Annotated in this window: 13 protein-coding genes and 1 tRNA gene; 7 read left to right on the top strand and 7 right to left on the bottom strand. The window is 43.6% G+C overall.

Annotation, left to right across the window (positions count from 1 at the left end; genetic code table 11):
• Positions 1-86: 86 nt before the first annotated feature.
• The 5 genes from G6N79_RS03765 to G6N79_RS03745 all read right to left on the bottom strand — a co-directional run bounded on the left by G6N79_RS03765 (position 87) and on the right by G6N79_RS03745 (position 6,495).
• A complete protein-coding gene (locus G6N79_RS03765; protein WP_103906647.1) occupies positions 87-1,151 on the bottom strand; it encodes a class I fructose-bisphosphate aldolase in 1,065 nt (354 codons plus the stop codon).
• Between the two features lie 860 nt (positions 1,152-2,011).
• Entirely contained in the window at positions 2,012-2,206 is a 195-nt protein-coding gene (locus G6N79_RS03760; RefSeq protein WP_103906646.1) for a hypothetical protein, read from the bottom strand.
• Positions 2,207-2,410: 204 nt separating this feature from the next.
• Positions 2,411-3,952: a TlpA family protein disulfide reductase gene (locus tag G6N79_RS03755; protein WP_160003752.1), complete on the bottom strand. Its 1,542-nt coding sequence runs from the start codon at positions 3,950-3,952 to the stop codon at positions 2,411-2,413.
• Positions 3,953-3,954: 2 nt separating this feature from the next.
• The gene (locus tag G6N79_RS03750; RefSeq protein WP_103906644.1) at positions 3,955-4,704 is read right to left on the bottom strand and encodes a LytR/AlgR family response regulator transcription factor; all 750 of its coding nucleotides are present in this window, start codon (positions 4,702-4,704) and stop codon (positions 3,955-3,957) included.
• Positions 4,705-4,743: 39 nt separating this feature from the next.
• Positions 4,744-6,495 carry a sensor histidine kinase gene (locus G6N79_RS03745; RefSeq protein ID WP_160003750.1) on the bottom strand — a complete coding sequence of 584 codons (1,752 nt, stop codon included), beginning with the start codon at positions 6,493-6,495 and terminating at the stop codon, positions 4,744-4,746.
• 394 nt (positions 6,496-6,889) lie between these two features.
• On the opposite strand from G6N79_RS03745, the gene G6N79_RS03740 reads away from it, so the two are divergent.
• The gene (locus tag G6N79_RS03740) at positions 6,890-7,090 is read left to right on the top strand and encodes a hypothetical protein (protein WP_234993212.1); all 201 of its coding nucleotides are present in this window, start codon (positions 6,890-6,892) and stop codon (positions 7,088-7,090) included.
• Positions 7,091-7,257: 167 nt separating this feature from the next.
• On the opposite strand, the gene G6N79_RS03735 is transcribed toward G6N79_RS03740, so the two are convergent.
• Both G6N79_RS03735 and purD read right to left on the bottom strand, forming a co-directional pair.
• Positions 7,258-7,329: transfer RNA gene (locus G6N79_RS03735), tRNA-Glu, on the bottom strand.
• Between the two features lie 97 nt (positions 7,330-7,426).
• Entirely contained in the window at positions 7,427-8,701 is a 1,275-nt protein-coding gene (gene purD, locus G6N79_RS03730) for a phosphoribosylamine--glycine ligase (protein ID WP_103906642.1), read from the bottom strand.
• Positions 8,702-8,802: 101 nt separating this feature from the next.
• Here purD and G6N79_RS03725 point away from each other — a divergent pair, with 101 nt between their 5' ends.
• The 6 genes from G6N79_RS03725 (at position 8,803) to G6N79_RS03700 (ending at position 16,219) form a co-directional block, all read left to right on the top strand.
• Positions 8,803-11,475 (top strand): TonB-dependent receptor plug domain-containing protein, encoded by a 2,673-nt coding sequence (locus tag G6N79_RS03725; protein WP_103906641.1) that lies wholly within the window; start codon positions 8,803-8,805, stop codon positions 11,473-11,475.
• Positions 11,476-11,603: 128 nt separating this feature from the next.
• Positions 11,604-12,368, top strand: a complete 765-nt coding sequence (locus G6N79_RS03720; protein ID WP_103906640.1) for an enoyl-CoA hydratase/isomerase family protein — start codon at positions 11,604-11,606, stop codon at positions 12,366-12,368.
• A 4-nt stretch (positions 12,369-12,372) separates the two neighbouring features.
• A complete protein-coding gene (locus tag G6N79_RS03715) occupies positions 12,373-13,245 on the top strand; it encodes an SDR family oxidoreductase (protein WP_103906639.1) in 873 nt (290 codons plus the stop codon).
• A 2-nt stretch (positions 13,246-13,247) separates the two neighbouring features.
• Positions 13,248-13,898 carry a hypothetical protein gene (locus tag G6N79_RS03710; protein ID WP_103906638.1) on the top strand — a complete coding sequence of 217 codons (651 nt, stop codon included), beginning with the start codon at positions 13,248-13,250 and terminating at the stop codon, positions 13,896-13,898.
• Between the two features lie 39 nt (positions 13,899-13,937).
• Positions 13,938-15,677: a phospho-sugar mutase gene (locus G6N79_RS03705; protein WP_103906637.1), complete on the top strand. Its 1,740-nt coding sequence runs from the start codon at positions 13,938-13,940 to the stop codon at positions 15,675-15,677.
• The gene (locus tag G6N79_RS03700; protein ID WP_103906636.1) at positions 15,677-16,219 is read left to right on the top strand and encodes an NUDIX hydrolase; all 543 of its coding nucleotides are present in this window, start codon (positions 15,677-15,679) and stop codon (positions 16,217-16,219) included. Before G6N79_RS03705 ends, G6N79_RS03700 begins: the two co-directional genes overlap by 1 nt.
• The last annotated feature ends 9 nt before the right edge of the window (positions 16,220-16,228 follow it).

The raw sequence follows: 16,228 nt of genomic DNA, 5'->3' as shown, positions 1-16,228 counted from the left end.
CAATAGTAAATATAAAAACAGGACGCCAGCTATAGCGTCCTGTTTTGTTTTATGCACATTGGATAATATTATATCCTTACTACTGCCTAAGCCACTGTAACCTCATCCGACAGATACACATCCTGGATCGCTTCTAGCAGCGCAACGCCATCTGCCATCGACTTCTGGAACGCTTTACGGCCACTAATCAAGCCAGTTCCGCCTGCTCTTTTGTTGATAACGGCCGTGCGCACCGCATCCGCCAGGTCATTTTGTCCCGAAGCACCTCCTGAATTGATCAGTCCGGCGCGGCCAGCAAAACAGTTCAGAACCTGATAGCGACATAGATCGATCGGGTGGTCGCTGCTCAATTCCGTATACATGCGGTCATCGAGCTTGCCATAGCTGCTGTTTCCGAGATTGAGGGCTTTATAGCCGCCGTTCAGTTCCGGCAACTTCTGCTTGATGATGTCCGCCTTGATGGTAACCCCAAGATGGTTCGCCTGCCCCGTTAAATCGGCCGCCCAATGGTAATCCTTACCCTCCTGCTTGAACGCATCGTTGCGCAGGTAGCACCACAGCACCGTTGCCATGCCCAGCGAATGCGCCTCCTCGAACGCCTTGCTGATTTCCACCAGCTGACGCCCGGACTCGGGAGAACCAAAGTAAATGGTTGCTCCAACAGCCACAGCACCCATATTCCAGACCTCCCGAATATTACCATACAGGATCTGATCGCTCTTATTGGGATAGGTCAGCAATTCGTTATGGTTGATCTTTACGATAAAGGGAATCTTATGCGCATATTTCCGAGCGACCGCCCCCAATACCCCATACGTAGACGCAACGGCATTACAGCCACCTTCCATGGCGAGCTTTACGATGTTCTCCGGGTCGAAGTACAGCGGATTGGCGGCAAAGGATGCACCTGCACTGTGCTCGATGCCCTGATCCACCGGAAGGATGCTCAGGTATCCCGTACCGCCCAATCGCCCATGCCCGAAAAGGCTGCCCAGACTCCGCAGCACCTGCGGATTGCGGTCGGTAACCTGATAGACATCATCTATAAACGTTGGAGATGGGATATGCAGCAAATCCTTGGAAACCGATTTGTTTTGGTAGGTCAATAGTTCGTCCCCTCCCAATAATGCAACAAGCTGGTCAATTTTCATATCAAAAGAATTAATTGTTTGAAATAACTTCTTATAAATCAACGTGGTTTTGTGGGATATGTTTTGAAAAGAAAACTACTTTTCCCTAAATAAGGAGGAAAATGACAAAGACTGGGAAGGAGTCTTTTCTATAGGCCCTGAATGGCTACCATTCTAATACACCCAACCTTCCCACAGACCCTATATATCAAAATTAATTTTTAAACGAATCCTTAGGATAATCCCTTATAAAAATGGTATATTTAGACAGTTAGGTGCAAATAGCACCGGTTTTCTCACCTTTTTGCTGGATTTATCAATTCCGCACCGTACCCCTTTTTTTAATGCTAAAAGTATAATCCCGACACGCTCTCGTGGTATGATATTTTCATCACTCAAGGGTATTCCATATTGATTTCATTTTCCAAGCACATTGCAAAAAGTGCCCTGAGGTAACCTAGACCTTGTTCGAGGTGCTTCCGAGGTGCGGACGGAGTGCAATCGGACTGTAGACGTCCTATAGACACGTACTCACCCCGGACGCAGTACGCTCGCACCACGCTCTCACCTCAGACAAGGTCCAGGTAAGTTTTATGGGCGAAATGGAGGGAATTTTAGGAAAATCGGGGTTTAGAGGGGGTTGAGAGCTGTTTTTGAAAAATTGATAAAATCGCGGGAAAATTGCAGGGAAGGGTACCGGTTGGGGGGATAGATCGATCACTTAGCATATCCTTTAAATTATCAGTTGACGAGTCAATTCGGTCTTTACTTTCTTTGCTTGATACGCAAAATATTATCAGATAATTGGATGGTTTTTTTATTTAGGTTTAGAAATTAGTTTTAATCTTTTTTGAACTTTCCAGTCTATTCAAGCTGATACATTACGAGTAAAGTTCTTTTCTGAAATCCTCAAGCGTGATTTTAGTCACCTTGCCCGATTTTGCCTCCTTAATCGCCTTTTCAGTATCTTTATTGTAACGAGGCTCTACAATCTCTACAAAAGGAAGTGTTTTAAGGTATTCATAGAATGCTTTTGCCTGCTTGCTTCGCTTATCTATTTTTATTGTGATTTCCATATCCGCACATTTTAATGATACCACCCTAAAGTTACTAAAAAATAAAATTGTTCGTTATCGGCTGGCGAAAGAAAAGAAAGCCCTGTGTGGCACGAAAGAAATTCACCGTAAATGAGCAAAGCGAGTTAGGGTCCAACCAATACCACCTCCCTAGGTCTTAATTCTAAATACCAACCTATGGGACCTTAGTCTTGTTGAAAGATATTATTGGAATCCCGCTTCTTTTGATAAATATTCTTTAAGCTCATCAATACTAAAATTTCTATTCAAGTTTATTGTTTTGGTATCAATTTGTCCATCTGGTTTTATTATCGCATAGGTTGGATATCCTGAGGTGTTAAATAGATCCATCAATTCATTCATTTGCTTATTTGAGACAAAAATATGTTCACCTGGTTGCTCTAGTTCAGCTATTTTATTCTGCCAAAGGGTTTCAGAAGACTGTAAATCAGTACACAAATAAACAAATACCACTGGAAGTTTTTCATTTTGCACTTGCTGGAATAATTGCTTTGAATGAGGCATATTATTTAAACAAGGAAAGCACCAGGTAGCCCATAAATCCAAAATAATTATTTTTTTAGGAAAAGCTGCCATTATTGATTTGAGCAAATTTCCCCCTGTTTCAGATTCATTTAAATATAGGGTTCCATTGAAACTTGTCCTTTTCAGAAATTTTCCAATATTCTTTTTAAATGTACTATCTGCTTTTTCAGAAAGCAGTTCCTGCATTTTGTTTATTTTATTATTCAGATCTGCATTCTCCTGAAGTAGGTATTGCGAAATCCATTTCGTATTCAATGATTTAATTAATTCCTTATTAATAGCCAATTGTTCTGGTAAATCACGACTGTAAACCTGTAGTTTGACAAGGTCAGCATAAGGTTTCGGCAGTATGGAATCGAGCTTTGAAAATTTAATTGTCCTATTTACCCTTTCGTCCTTATTAGACAATTTTTTATTGGAAATATACCAATGTAAATACCTTAAAAAACTCGTAGTTCCATTGGTAACTGCAAAAATGGGCAGCATTAATTCTTTATTGTCCAATACTACTTCGTTGTTATTGAGTAACAATAATATCTTTTTAGATAGGTATTCTGCTTCTGTTTCGCTCTCAATAATTTTCTTCGCTTTATTATTGTTGTCTTTTAAGAAGTCCACATCTATTTTTCTTTGTAGATTGAAAAGTGAATCCAGCTTATTCAATGCATTTGAGTCTTGTTCATTCAGATTCTGAATTTCTTTATAAAATTCTGGAAGATGCTTTTTATTATACATGATATATGCATTAAGAGTTTTGTTGATCTCACCGTCTTTTCCTGAAAACGACATTCCATCTCCCAGCATATATACGTTTTGTTTTTTAAGCTTTTGTAAATCAAACTCTAGATTGAGTTCCTCGTTTGCATAGAGACAAGAATAAACATACTCACCCAAAGAAAACCATATTTGCTGATAAGGTAATTTGCTTGGTATGATAAGTTGAAATTTTCCATCTTTATCTATTCCTGTTGTCAGTTTTGTTTGAATAGGTTCATTAGGTCGAACTAATGTGAATTCCAGTGTGATATTTTGTAACTCCTGTTCTGAAGCGTTTATTATTTTACCATTAATAATTGGATTTGTCCGATTGGCATATTCGTTATCGAATTTTACATCAGTGATTGGGGTTGCGTTTTCCTGTGCTGTAGCACATAGATTCAGCAAACAGAGTGCAAAAACTAATATCTTAAGATTTTTCATAATCATTTATATTTAGGTATTGTATTCTTGATTAATTCCTTTTTCATTCTAGAAATCGGAATTAAAACATCATTGTTCAACAAAATTTTATTGAATCCAGGACCTTGAATTCCCTGTATATATTTTATGTTGACCAGATGGGAATGATGACACCTTAGAAAACCAAATCCCGCTAACATTTCTTCAAAATCCTTTAAGGTTTTGCTCAAAATAACTTTACGTCCATCTATTAAATAGACTTCAGTATAATTATTATCAGCTTGACATCGCACAATTTCAGAAATTGGGACATATTTAGTTTGTTTATCAATGATTAAAGCAATTTTAGAATCGGTCTTTTCGTCGTTGAAATTTCTCAATAGATTTTCCAGATTGCTATTTTTTCTCTTTGCATTAATTTTGGTTTCTGCTTTTTCAATAGCCTTAGCTAATTCTGATTCATCGATAGGCTTCAAAAGATAATCTAAAGCAGAAATCTTAACGGCCTGAATTCCATATTGATCATAGGCTGTAATAAAAATTACTTCAAAACCTTTATGAGAAATATCGATTAATAATTCAAATCCATTTTTATTGGGCATTTGAATGTCTAGGAACAGTAGATCTGGCTTTAATTGGTTAATTTCAGCTATAGCTTTGCTAGGGTCAATTTGATAACCTAAAACAAATAATTCAGGATGGTTATTCTTCAGAATGTAGCGTAAGGAATCTACATTATTTGGTTCATCATCGACAATATAACAGTTAATCATTTAAATATTTTTTCTAGTTAAAATAAAATCTAAATTCATTTAACTTAACCAGTCTTTTAAAATAATTTGAATCTTACAGCCAGGATGGTTATCCATTAAGGTCAATTCAATCTGGTTTTGAGAATAAAGTCTATTTAATATCTCGATTCTTTTTCTACTCAATTTTATTCCAAATCCAGAACTTTGTTGGTTAGTATCCATTCCTTTTCCATTATCCAGGACTTCTAGCATTACATCATTTTCGGAACTTGAAACATTGACTTCGATATAGCCCTTTTCCATTAAATTGGAAACTGCATGTTTTACAGCATTTTCTACAAAAGGTTGGAGCAACATGACAGGTATATCCAAGTTATCAGGATGAATGGCAATGCTAGAATTTATTTTGTATTTGAAACCAAATCGCAATTGTTCCATTATTAAATAATCATTAATTAATTTCAACTCTGAACTGAGACTATGCAATTCTTTTTCTGAATCTTCCAGTACCTCTCTAGTCATTGAAGAAAATGTTACTAAGTAATTTTTGGCAGACTTTATATCTCCTTTTTGAATCAAGTTTTGAATTGAATTTATGGAATTGAACATAAAGTGTGGGTTCAGTTGGCTACGGATCCCTTGCATTTGAATTTTTAATAATTCCCTATCTCTTTCTGATTTTATCAATTTCCTTCTAACTTTCCATCTATAGAAAACAAATCCTAAAGCAATAAGTACAAGTAATGCTAATATGAAAGGTAAAATTTGCTTAAAAGTATATCCTTTTGGTTTCTGATCAATTTTAGGTTCAATGATATTAAAACCAAATTGAGTCACTTCGTCTTTGGGGAAAACACCAAACTGACCTGTTTCTTGAACTATTAAAGTATACTGTCCAACATCTCTTAAAAATCTATTAGAAATCGTAAAATGATTATCAATCTTCCACCATTCTAAAGAAATAGTGTCTTTTTTATTTTCTGTTTTTCGAATTAAATATATTGAATAGGGTCGGGTTTCATGTTGTTCAAAATACAAATCAAATTCATTTACAGAATCTTTTTCAAAGGTCCATTCGAACAAATTGATATTTCTGTTTGAAGAGTTTGCCTGATTTAAGTTTTTTAGACTGTCTAAATTCAATCCGTAATATCCATATTGACTTGAACCTCTTACAATAATTTGTTCAATTCTAGGATTAATTTTTTTTGACCAATCTATAATGTATCCATCGCGAATCCCAATAGAGTCTTTATGCGCAACCTCGACCAACAGTTTTTTTCCGGGATATTTAAAAGTACCAATATTTCCATACGGAGCTTTTGCTCCATATTTCATTTGCAATCCTGGAATAGGTGACCATTTTTTGATTTCGATACTATCATTTAGCACTAAACGATAATGGTAATGAGAAATATTGTTTTCATTAATTCCCATCGCAATAACAGTTGCTTCACTTGAGTCAGGGATCAGATAACTGTAATATGTTTTGCTGTAATTAGGCACCTCTGCAGTAAAAAAATTCTTGAGCATTGGCGACAATTTTATCCCAAGTAAAATCGGGCTTTTGGGGGTTATATTTTTACTCCGCTGATTGAACTTATTCGTATTATTAAAGGTTTCAAAAATTCGCCAAACCATAGTGTCAGAAGTTTGAAAAATCGTTGAACCATGTTGCATCATCCTCAAATCAGTTCGATAACCATGAAAGTGGAAGTTGTTGCCGAAGAAATAATCTTTTCCAGTTATATCCTGAGCTATAACCTGAAATGAAATAATAGTTAGGATACTGGTAAGCAATTTTATTTTCATGTTCATAATTCGTTACTCGAATATGGGATTTTGAAATGATTATCTAAATGGAAAATGAGTAATTGGTATGGTTTTTTGAGCAAATCGTTTTAAATATGAATTATTATAAAAGCATTTGATAATACATGTAAGCAAGCAGAAGTTGGGCAAGCTCTACTTTTTCACCTTTCATGCTACGCATGCGGGCTTTTAAGTATCCTCCGGAGATACTTTCCTGTTTTCATTGCTAATAAGTCCCCTATTCGGAATTACTTAAAAATTCCCTTCGGTAGTGGAAAGGTAATCCTATCTAAAATCTAAACAGTTTCTTTTGTTTATGATGATTTACTTAGTTTTATTTCCCCTTTCCAAAATGTTCTTTAACAAAGCACTGTGTATTTAAACGAAATAAGATATGGAAATCAAAGTAGTGACGATGGAAGACCTTCGTCAGCTCAAGATGGAGCTGTTTGAAGAGATGAAGGAAATTTTCAACCTTAATGCAAAAAATAGCAACGAGCGGGTATGGCTCAAAAGTGCAGAATCAGGCAATTGCTCAAGATATCTCCTGGAACCCTTCAGAATCTACGCATCAGGAGATTATTACCTATCGTAAGATAAGAGGAAGACTTTACTATCACAGGAACGATATCGAGACTATGACGGAAAGGAGCAACAGCAATGGATAAGTTCGGAAGGACAAAGCAGTCCCCCCTAGGTCTTAATTCTAAATACCAACTACTACATACTAAAAATGCTCAGCTTTCGCTGAGCATTTTTCCGTAGCCCGTAGGGGAATCGAACCCCTGTTTCAAGAATGAAAATCTTGCGTCCTAACCCCTAGACGAACGGGCCTTTTTGCTTTGGTGATGCAAATATAGAGTCTTTATTCTATCCTCCAAAATATTTCCATCGGCAAAAATATAACTCATTGGCTTTGAAACCGATATTTTTAAATTAAATCGAAACCGATGTCTGTTCTGAAGTATTTCCCTTCGAAAAAGATGCGTCCGGCGTCGGCAGTTGCCTGTTGCAGGGCGGAGAATAGGTCATCTTCAAGGGCTGTTACGGCAAGGACACGACCACCTGCGGTCACGACCTGCTGTCCGTCCAACTTGGTACCGGCATGGAACACGATGGATTCCTTCACATTTTCCATATTGGCGATTGCCTTTCCAGTTTCGTAGCTACCTGGATAGCCGCCGGAAACAATCATAACCGTTGCTGCGGTTTTATCCGTTACCGTGTAGGAACGTGACGCCAGATCTTCCTTCGCCACACCTTCCAATAGATCCACAAGATCCGATTCGATACGGATCAATACCGATTCCGTTTCCGGATCGCCCATGCGGACATTGTATTCGATCACATACGGATCACCACCTACGTTCATCAGGCCGATAAAGATAAATCCTTTGTACGGGATACCATCCTGTTTCAAGCCATCCACGGTTGGTTTGATGATGCGTTGTTCCACTTTATCCAAGAACTCCTGGTCGGCAAATGGAACCGGGGAAACGGAACCCATACCACCCGTATTGAGACCAGTATCGCCTTCGCCGATACGCTTGTAATCCTTTGCCGATGGCAAGACCTTATAGTCCTTACCGTCCGTCAGGACAAATACCGAAAGTTCAATCCCTTTCAGGAACTCCTCCACAACGACCACGCTGCTCGCCTCGCCGAATTTCGCATCTGTAATCATGGCTTTAAGCTCCGCTTTAGCCTCCTCATACGAATCCAGGATCAACACCCCTTTACCCTGTGCCAAGCCATCCGCTTTCAGCACGATCGGGAGGTTCTGTGTATCCAGGTACGCCAATCCTTCCTCCACATTGGATTTATCGAAGGATCTGAACGCTGCCGTCGGGATATTGTGGCGGATCATAAACTCCTTGGAGAAGTCCTTGGATCCTTCCAGCTGGGCACCTTCCTGCTGAGGCCCTACCACGGCGATACCCTTTAGGTCTTCGCGTGACAGGAAATAATCATGAATACCCTTTACCAACGGTTCTTCCGGACCTACGACAATCATCTCCACCTTATTTTTCAGGGCGAAGTCCGCAATGCCATCAAAATCGGTAACCTTCAGGTCAACATTTTCACCATATTGTCCGGTACCTGCATTTCCCGGTGCGATATATAACTTGCTTAGTTTGGGGCTTTGAGCGATCTTATAGGCAAAGGCAGACTCTCTACCTCCAGAGCCGATGATTAGAATATTCATACCGCAAAGATATTGAAGCAGATGAGAAATTCCGCTCTTTAAAATTTCTTTTGTGAACTTTTTAAAGAATTTCGTATAATTATAGAATATTAACCAGCTTGATGATGAAGCATTTTATAGCCCTGATTATTCTACTCTGCAGCTCCCTATCCCCTATTTTCTTATCGGCACAAACCCATGTCTTCCAACAGCAGATGGATTCCTATGCGGCCAATAACCCACAGGAGAAAATCCACATGCAGACCGATCGGGAGATCTATGGTGCGGGGGAAACCATTTTCTACAAGCTCTATTCAACGCTGGGTTTGCGCAATAGCCTGTCGCAGCTCTCCAACATCGCCTATGTCGAACTGATCGACCCTTCGGGTGCCATAGTTTCCAAGAAGATCAACACCGTTTTCTCGGGGGTGGGCATGGGGGATATCGAACTGGTGGATACCCTGGTGGAGGGATCCTACAGGATGCGCGCCTACACCAATTGGATGCGGAATGCACCGACCAGCTATTTCTTTGAGAAAATTATCAATATCGGAAACCTGCGTTCGGATAATGTGGCGAGCAGCAGCAGCCTGATCACCGAGGAAGGCAAGGAATATTACCGCCTGCACCTGGTGAACCCACAGGGTGGGGATTGGCCAAAAACCACGGTCCACTACGAGGTGTTGGATGGAGACAACGTGATCGATCGCGGCAGGGAGGGAATCGCGTCCGACGGGACACTGAAAATCCGCGTGACAGACAAGAACAGGGGTAAGACCATTGCCCTGCGCTTTACCAATATAAACAAGTCCATCGTCAAGAAACAGATCGTTACTGCCGGTTTCCATGCGCAGAACAGCCTGCAATATTTTCCGGAAGGCGGTGTTCTGCTTGCAGACGAGGTCAATAGAATCGCATTTAAGGCCCTCAATCCAAATGGCTTGGGCATTCCGGCAACTGTCCAGGTACTGACCTCGAAAAAGGAGGTTGCAACAACCGTAACATTGAATAACTTGGGTATGGGTTCGGTGAACACCCCCATCGCGAAGGGAGAAACCTACACCGTACAGGTGCAATTTAGTGATGGCACCACCCAAGAGCAGCCCCTCAGCGGTATAGTCGAGGAAGGTTATTCGCTGGCATTGAATACGGGCGACAGCAAGAAACTCTTCGTACAGGCGAACATGTCAGAAAGCAAGGTCAACCGCGAGGACCTGTATGTCTGCCTGCAGCACCTGGGCAATATCCTATACATGGCGAAACAGAAAGCCGGACAACGGAATGTCCTATTCACCATTCCAAAAGAGAACATACCGACCGGTGTACTCACCGTCACCCTATTGAATCAGCAATTCATTCCCTTGGCGGAACGCGCGGTTTTCCAGTATGAACAATCGAGCAACTTGCCCTTTACCATTCAGCAAAACAAGCCATCCTACGGGCAACGGGAATTGGTGAGCAACACCATCCAAGTCGGTCATGAAACCGATACCGCGCGCGTGGCAGCCCTTTCTGCAGCCGTGGTCAACATGAACAATTACCAAGATGAAGCTGAAGTCAATGGCAATATCCTCAGTTCGCTTTTTCTGCATGGGGATATTCAGGGCTATATAGAAAAACCAGGTTCCTATTTCCTGCCGGATGGCCGCATTCGCGAAAAGGAAATGGACGAGCTGATGCTGACGCAGGCGTGGCGGAAGATCAATGTAGACAAGTTGGATTCGCTGATCGGCGTCCAACCGGCCTTTGCACCGGAAAAAGGACTCAGCATTGCCGGGTCAGTACGTCGGGTTGGCCGAAAGGCGCCTGTACCGAAGGCTCCCCTGCAATTGATTTCCACCAACGACTTTTTTGACTTTATCGATACGGTCACCAATGAGCAGGGCGAATTCCTGTTTCAGGACTTGATCTATCCCGACAGCGTCAAGTTCCTGCTTTCCGCAAGAAATCAAAAGGGCAAGAACAACGTGGATATCCACTATGCCCCCCGGTTGGGACCTCCGGTAGACATGAACCTGAGTGCCAATGGCATTCGCAAAGATATCAACAGCACCTACCAGCAGTTCCTGGAGGCCAACAAATCCTTCCATCGGGAACTGGAACAGAAAGGGTTAATGGATCAGGCGATTCTGATCGAGGAGATCGTTATCCGTCGGGAGCGACCTAAGGCTTCCGAGAACTCCTCCAACCTGAATGGCCCTGGCCGCGCGAACCAAACCATCACGGCCGATGAATTGGGCAATTGTGTCACCCTCGCCGCTTGCCTTACTGGCCGCCTGACGGGCGTGGACTTCAGAAACGGGAAACCCTTCAGCATGCGCAGCAATTCCGAAATGCAGGTAATTCTGGATGGGATGTACGTGGAGGCGGATATGCTGGATCAGATTACGCCGTTTGATGTGCAGAGTATCGAGGTGCTCCGTTCCCCGGAATACACAGCAATCTACGGTAGCTTCGGTGGTAACGGTGTGATTATTATCACGTCGAAAACTGGACGCGATGCCATCAGTTCACCAGCCTACAACCCGACGGGGATTTTGGCCATCACGCCACCGGGGATCTCCATCACGAAGGAATTCTATAAACCTTCCTATGCCACAGGGTCGACACAGCAGTTCCAGAACGACCAGCGGACAACAATCCATTGGGAGCCCAATATCATCACGGATAAGCAGGGAAAGGCACAGTTCGACTTCTATACCTCGGACCAACCAGGCACCTACCGTATCATCGTGGAAGGGATCGATACCCATGGTCGGATCGTTCATGCCATCAAAACAATTGAGGTCCAGTAATTCACCATCAACAATACGCTACGCCGTTAAAATAAACAGTCCTTTTTGGCGCAAATAAGGACTGTTTATTTGTCATGTAGCATATTTTTTACGTAAATTTCGATAATCATAGCACGTAAACTTTCAATATGAGCACATTTACAAAAACACAGGTAACCGATAATATATGCTACCTCCAATTGGACCGTGGGAAATCCAATGCGATGCACTTGGAAATGATCGAGGAACTCTCCGAAACCTTCAGCCGATTGGCGGAAGACGAGAGCGTTCAGGCGGTTGTTCTCTACGGGAAAGAGGGGTTCTTCACCTCAGGTTTAGACCTGATCACGCTGTTCCAATACGATGAAGCGCAGATGCGTACATTCTGGGATAAGTTTATTTCTTTGATTCAGGAGATGGTTTCCTTCCGGAAGCCCTTGATCTCGGCAATTACCGGGCATTCGCCTGCTGGTGGCTGTGTGTTGGCTCTATGTTCGGACTACCGCATCATGAGTGCGGGGGAATACATTATCGGCCTGAACGAAGTTCCCGTTGGCATCATCGTGCCGAACAGCATCTATGAACTGTACAGTTTCTGGATCGGATCGGGCAATGCCGCACGGTTCCTATTGGAAGGGAAGTTATTGACACCGCAGGAAGGGCTTTCGGTCGGGTTGCTGGATGAGGTGGTCGATTTTGATATCATCATGAACACCGCAACGCGGAAGGCAAAACAATACATGCAATTTGAGCGACATGCGTGGCAATCGTCGAAACAGAATATCCGCAAGGGACTGCTGCAGCATATTGAAGCGACCAAAGGTGCGGCCATCGACCAGGTCTTGGAGCAGTGGTGGCGACCATCAACGCGGAGCATCCTACAGACAATCATTACTAATCTGACAAAAAAATAAATATATGGCAGTACAAGGAGCCTTACAGAAAGATGCCCTCAAGGGCAAGACCGTTGTGGTAACGGGTGGCGGAACAGGACTGGGAAAAGCCATGTCCACCTATTTTTCGGAGCTTGGCGCCAATGTGGTCATCAGCAGCCGGAAATTGGAGGTGTTGGAAGAAACGGCCAAGGAAATACAGGCGAAGACCGGCAATCCGGTACTGCCGGTTGCCTGCGATATCCGTTCGACAGAGGAGATAAAACTGATGCGCGAAAAGGCGGAGGAGATCTTCGGCCGTGTGGATGTGCTGGTGAACAATGCTGCCGGCAATTTCATTTCCCCAACGGAGCGCCTTTCGGCGAATGCATTCTCCACGATCATCGACATCGTGCTGAAGGGTACGGTCAACTGTACGCTGGAATTTGGCAAGCGCTGGATCGAGAATAAACAGGAGGCGAATGTACTGAACATTGTGACCACCTATGCTTTCACAGGTTCCGGCTATGTTGTACCTTCTGCAGTTGCCAAGGGCGGCGTGGTCACCCTGACCAAGTCCTTAGCGGTGGAATGGGGAAAATACGGCATTCGCCACAACGCGATTGCGCCAGGTCCATTCCCGACCAAAGGGGCGTGGGATAGACTCCTTCCGGGAGAATTGGCACAAAAATTCGACTTTAAGAACCGTGTTCCATTGAAACGTGTTGGGGAACACCAAGAATTGGCTAATTTAGCGGCGTTCCTGATATCGGACTTTGCCGGCTATATCAATGGGGAGATCATCAGCATCGATGGTGGTGAATGGTTGCAAGGCGCCGGACAGATGAACGGCATGGAAGCCATCCCTGCAGAAATGTGGGATACCATCGAACAAACTATACGGAAAAACAACAAATAATCATGATCAGAAAATACATCCTGTTCTTTGTGGCCCTTACCCTCTTCCTGGGCTCCTGTAACAACAAACAAAAGCAAGCCAGTGGTGCTACGGATACCGTGACCCGCGTGGCGCTGGATAACCCGGAGAAGATTCAGCAGATTTCTGAGGTCATCACCCGGTTCGTGCGTGCCTACCAAAGTCAGGACAATGGAAAGGCGAATGCGCTCATCCATCCGGACCATGGCATTGCCATTGTGTACCGCCCGGGCGCCATGGATAACTTTACGGTAGTGGACAGTCTGGATTTCAGCAAACCCGTTCCGGAATCCTATCCCTACACCACCTTCCCGAACGATAAGGTATTGACATTTGAAGCCCTACCGGAATTCCAATGCGACACCGATAAATGGACGAAATTGGGGTTCTTCTGCGATTCCACCAGCACCAGCAAAACGCAGGTTCTGGAAACCATCGCCAAGTTCCAGGATGAATATAACGAGGTTAAATTCGACGATACCATGAAAGCCCAGATCAGCAACCTGGAAAATGGAAGTTTCCGTGTCATTTTGAACCCTGCGGAAGAACACTTTTTGATTTTCCATGTTAAACAATTTGATGGCGCATGGTATGTTACCCTGCTGGACCGTTCCTACGGAAACTGCGACGCATAAGCACATCAACCCGATCACAACGAAATTAATGAGCACCTTATGGGCAATTTAGATAAAGACACACAAGCAAGAGTAAATCAATGGCTTTCAGACGAATACGATGCTGAAACCGTAAAGAATGTCCAGGACCTGATCGATCAGGAACAGGAAACGGAACTGCTCGATTCCTTTTACAAGGAATTGGAGTTCGGTACAGGCGGTCTGCGCGGCATTATGGGCGTGGGATCCAACCGGATGAATAAATACACGATCGGCAAGGCGACCCAAGGGTTGGCCAACTACCTGAAGAAGGAATTTCCGAAGGAAGAGATCAAAGTGGCCGTATCGTACGATAGCCGCAACAACTCGCAATCTTTCGGTCACCTCGTAGCGGATGTTTTTTCCGCGAACGGTTTTCAGGTGTACCTCTTCGAGGAATTAAGACCGACACCGATGCTTTCCTTCGCTGTACGCCATTTTGGCTGTCAGGGCGGGGTGATGTTGACCGCATCGCATAACCCGAAGGAATACAACGGATATAAAGCGTACTGGAACGATGGCGGACAGTTGGTGGCGCCGCACGATAAGAACGTCATTACGGAAGTGAATGCCATTACCTCCGTGAAGGACATCAAGTTCGACCGCAACGAGAAGAACATCCACATGGTGGGTGCAGATTTCGATCAACTGTATATCGATGCCAACCTTAAATTGAGCTTGCACCCGAAAGCCGTAAAGGCACAGAAGGATCTGAAGATCGTTTATTCCCCGATCCATGGAACGGGAATCACCATTGTTCCCAAGATGTTGGAAGCGTGGGGATTCACCAACGTTACGGTGGTGGATGAACAATCCAAACCTGACGGCAATTTCCCAACGGTGGTCTATCCAAATCCGGAAGAGGAAGAAGCGATGTCCATGGCCATGCAGAAAGGTCAGGAAATCGATGCCGACGTGGTGATGGCAACGGATCCCGATGCTGACCGCGTGGGTGTAGCCGTGAAATTACCATCCGGAGAGTTCCAGTTGATCAATGGGAACCAGATCGGTAGTCTCTTGACCTACTACGTGCTATCGAGCAAGAAAGAGCTCGGTCAATTAAAGGACAATCAATATATCGTGAAAACCATCGTCACGTCCAACCTATTTGCCGATATCGCCAAATCATTCGATGTCAAATGCTATGAGACCCTGACGGGATTCAAGTTTATCGGAGAAGTGATGACCAAGTTATTGGGTAAAGAAACGTATCTGGTGGGTGGTGAAGAAAGCTATGGCTTCCTGGTCGGCGACCTTGTACGCGATAAGGACGCGGTAAACTCCTGTGCATTCATCGCTGAAATGGCGGCATACTTCAAGGAGGAAGGCAAATCGCTATATGATGTCTTGATGAAGCTGTACCTGGAATATGGCTACTACAAGGAGAAATTGATCTCCCTAACGAAGAAAGGCAAAGCCGGTGCTGACGAGATCAAGCAAATGATGGCGGACCTGCGAGCAAACCTGCCAAAAACATTGGGCGGCATTGAAGTGGTTGAAGTGCGCGATTATCAGCACAGTGAATCCACGGACATGCAGAGCGGCAAGAAGTCCAAGATCGATCTTCCGAAATCGGATGTACTACAATTTATCACCAAGGATGGAGATGTGATTTCTGCTCGCCCTTCCGGGACCGAACCGAAAATCAAATTCTATTGCTCGGTGAAGGATCAGTTGGAGTTTACTTCGGAGTTCGGACAAGTTTCCAACCGATTGGATGATAAAGTTAGGTTGATGATGGACGATATCGTAAAAGACTAATGGAAAAATGGAAAGTATTGGACTCTTCCTATATCATTCAGCGGCCATGGGCGACCTTGCGCGTGGACAAGCTAGAGATGCCCAACGGCAACATTAAGGAAGAGTACTATGTGCTGGAGTACCCAACTTGGGTCAATATGGTCGGTATTACCGAAGAGGAAGAAATCCTGTTCGTTCGGCAATACCGACATGGTGCCAACGAGGTGATGGTGGAGCTCCCTGCGGGTGTTGTGGAAGAAGGGGAAGATCCTGAATACGCGGCACGCCGCGAACTGATGGAGGAAACGGGTTATGCTTTTGGCGAAGCCACCTACGTCTGCGAGCTGTTCGCCAACCCGGCGACTTCCGGCAACTTGACCTATACCTACCTACTGACAGGTGGAAAGAAGGTGCAGGAACAGCAGCTGGATCCGTCGGAAGACATCGAGGTGGTGCACATGAGCATCGAAGAAGCGAAGCAATTCCTCCTGGAAAACAAAATCGGACAGGCGCTGCACAGTGCGGCCCTATTCTATACCTTAAAAAAGTTAGGCAAGCTGTAATCTTGCCTA

It is taken from the genome of Sphingobacterium lactis, assembly GCF_011046555.1.
Lineage (GTDB): Bacteria > Bacteroidota > Bacteroidia > Sphingobacteriales > Sphingobacteriaceae > Sphingobacterium > Sphingobacterium lactis.
The sequence above is the reverse complement of the archived record's forward strand: the minus strand, read 5'-3'. Positions and strand labels throughout refer to the sequence as shown.

What these genes read in the sequence shown, in the direction of transcription:
- G6N79_RS03765 (WP_103906647.1), bottom strand. Translation starts at nt 1,151, where the DNA reads ATGAAAATTGACCAGCTTGTTGCATTATTGGGAGGGGACGAACTATTG.
- G6N79_RS03760 (WP_103906646.1), bottom strand. Translation starts at nt 2,206, where the DNA reads ATGGAAATCACAATAAAAATAGATAAGCGAAGCAAGCAGGCAAAAGCA.
- G6N79_RS03755 (WP_160003752.1), bottom strand. Translation starts at nt 3,952, where the DNA reads ATGAAAAATCTTAAGATATTAGTTTTTGCACTCTGTTTGCTGAATCTA.
- G6N79_RS03750 (WP_103906644.1), bottom strand. Translation starts at nt 4,704, where the DNA reads ATGATTAACTGTTATATTGTCGATGATGAACCAAATAATGTAGATTCC.
- G6N79_RS03745 (WP_160003750.1), bottom strand. Translation starts at nt 6,495, where the DNA reads ATGAAAATAAAATTGCTTACCAGTATCCTAACTATTATTTCATTTCAG.
- G6N79_RS03740 (WP_234993212.1), top strand. Translation starts at nt 6,890, where the DNA reads ATGGAAATCAAAGTAGTGACGATGGAAGACCTTCGTCAGCTCAAGATG.
- purD (WP_103906642.1), bottom strand. Translation starts at nt 8,701, where the DNA reads ATGAATATTCTAATCATCGGCTCTGGAGGTAGAGAGTCTGCCTTTGCC.
- G6N79_RS03725 (WP_103906641.1), top strand. Translation starts at nt 8,803, where the DNA reads ATGATGAAGCATTTTATAGCCCTGATTATTCTACTCTGCAGCTCCCTA.
- G6N79_RS03720 (WP_103906640.1), top strand. Translation starts at nt 11,604, where the DNA reads ATGAGCACATTTACAAAAACACAGGTAACCGATAATATATGCTACCTC.
- G6N79_RS03715 (WP_103906639.1), top strand. Translation starts at nt 12,373, where the DNA reads ATGGCAGTACAAGGAGCCTTACAGAAAGATGCCCTCAAGGGCAAGACC.
- G6N79_RS03710 (WP_103906638.1), top strand. Translation starts at nt 13,248, where the DNA reads ATGATCAGAAAATACATCCTGTTCTTTGTGGCCCTTACCCTCTTCCTG.
- G6N79_RS03705 (WP_103906637.1), top strand. Translation starts at nt 13,938, where the DNA reads ATGGGCAATTTAGATAAAGACACACAAGCAAGAGTAAATCAATGGCTT.
- G6N79_RS03700 (WP_103906636.1), top strand. Translation starts at nt 15,677, where the DNA reads ATGGAAAAATGGAAAGTATTGGACTCTTCCTATATCATTCAGCGGCCA.